At 71.6% G+C, this 229-nt stretch carries 1 protein-coding gene; it reads left to right on the plus strand.

The window, feature by feature from the left end:
- A partial coding sequence (locus ACLJNW_RS29205) for a hypothetical protein (protein WP_410962168.1) occupies positions 1 to 229 on the plus strand: 229 nt, incomplete at both ends.

Raw genomic sequence — 229 nt, forward strand, 5'->3', positions numbered from 1 at the left:
GTCCAGGCCGATGTCGCCGACGTTCCGCCGCCCAGCGGCGAGGACGCCGCTCAACGCTGGTTCGCGGCGCCTTCCGGTGAGGTAGAGGTGCAACTGGCGGGATTGATCAGCGGTGGTCCCGCGGCGATCGCCATCCTCTCGGTGAACGGCGCGCCGGCCCAGGCCTATCGCGAGGGCGAGGTCCTGGCACGTGCGGCGAAGGTGCGGCGGATAGAGGCCGACGCGGTAC

The organism is Salmonella sp. SAL4457 (genome assembly GCF_046548235.1).
Classification (GTDB): Bacteria; Pseudomonadota; Gammaproteobacteria; order Enterobacterales; family Enterobacteriaceae; genus Salmonella; species Salmonella enterica.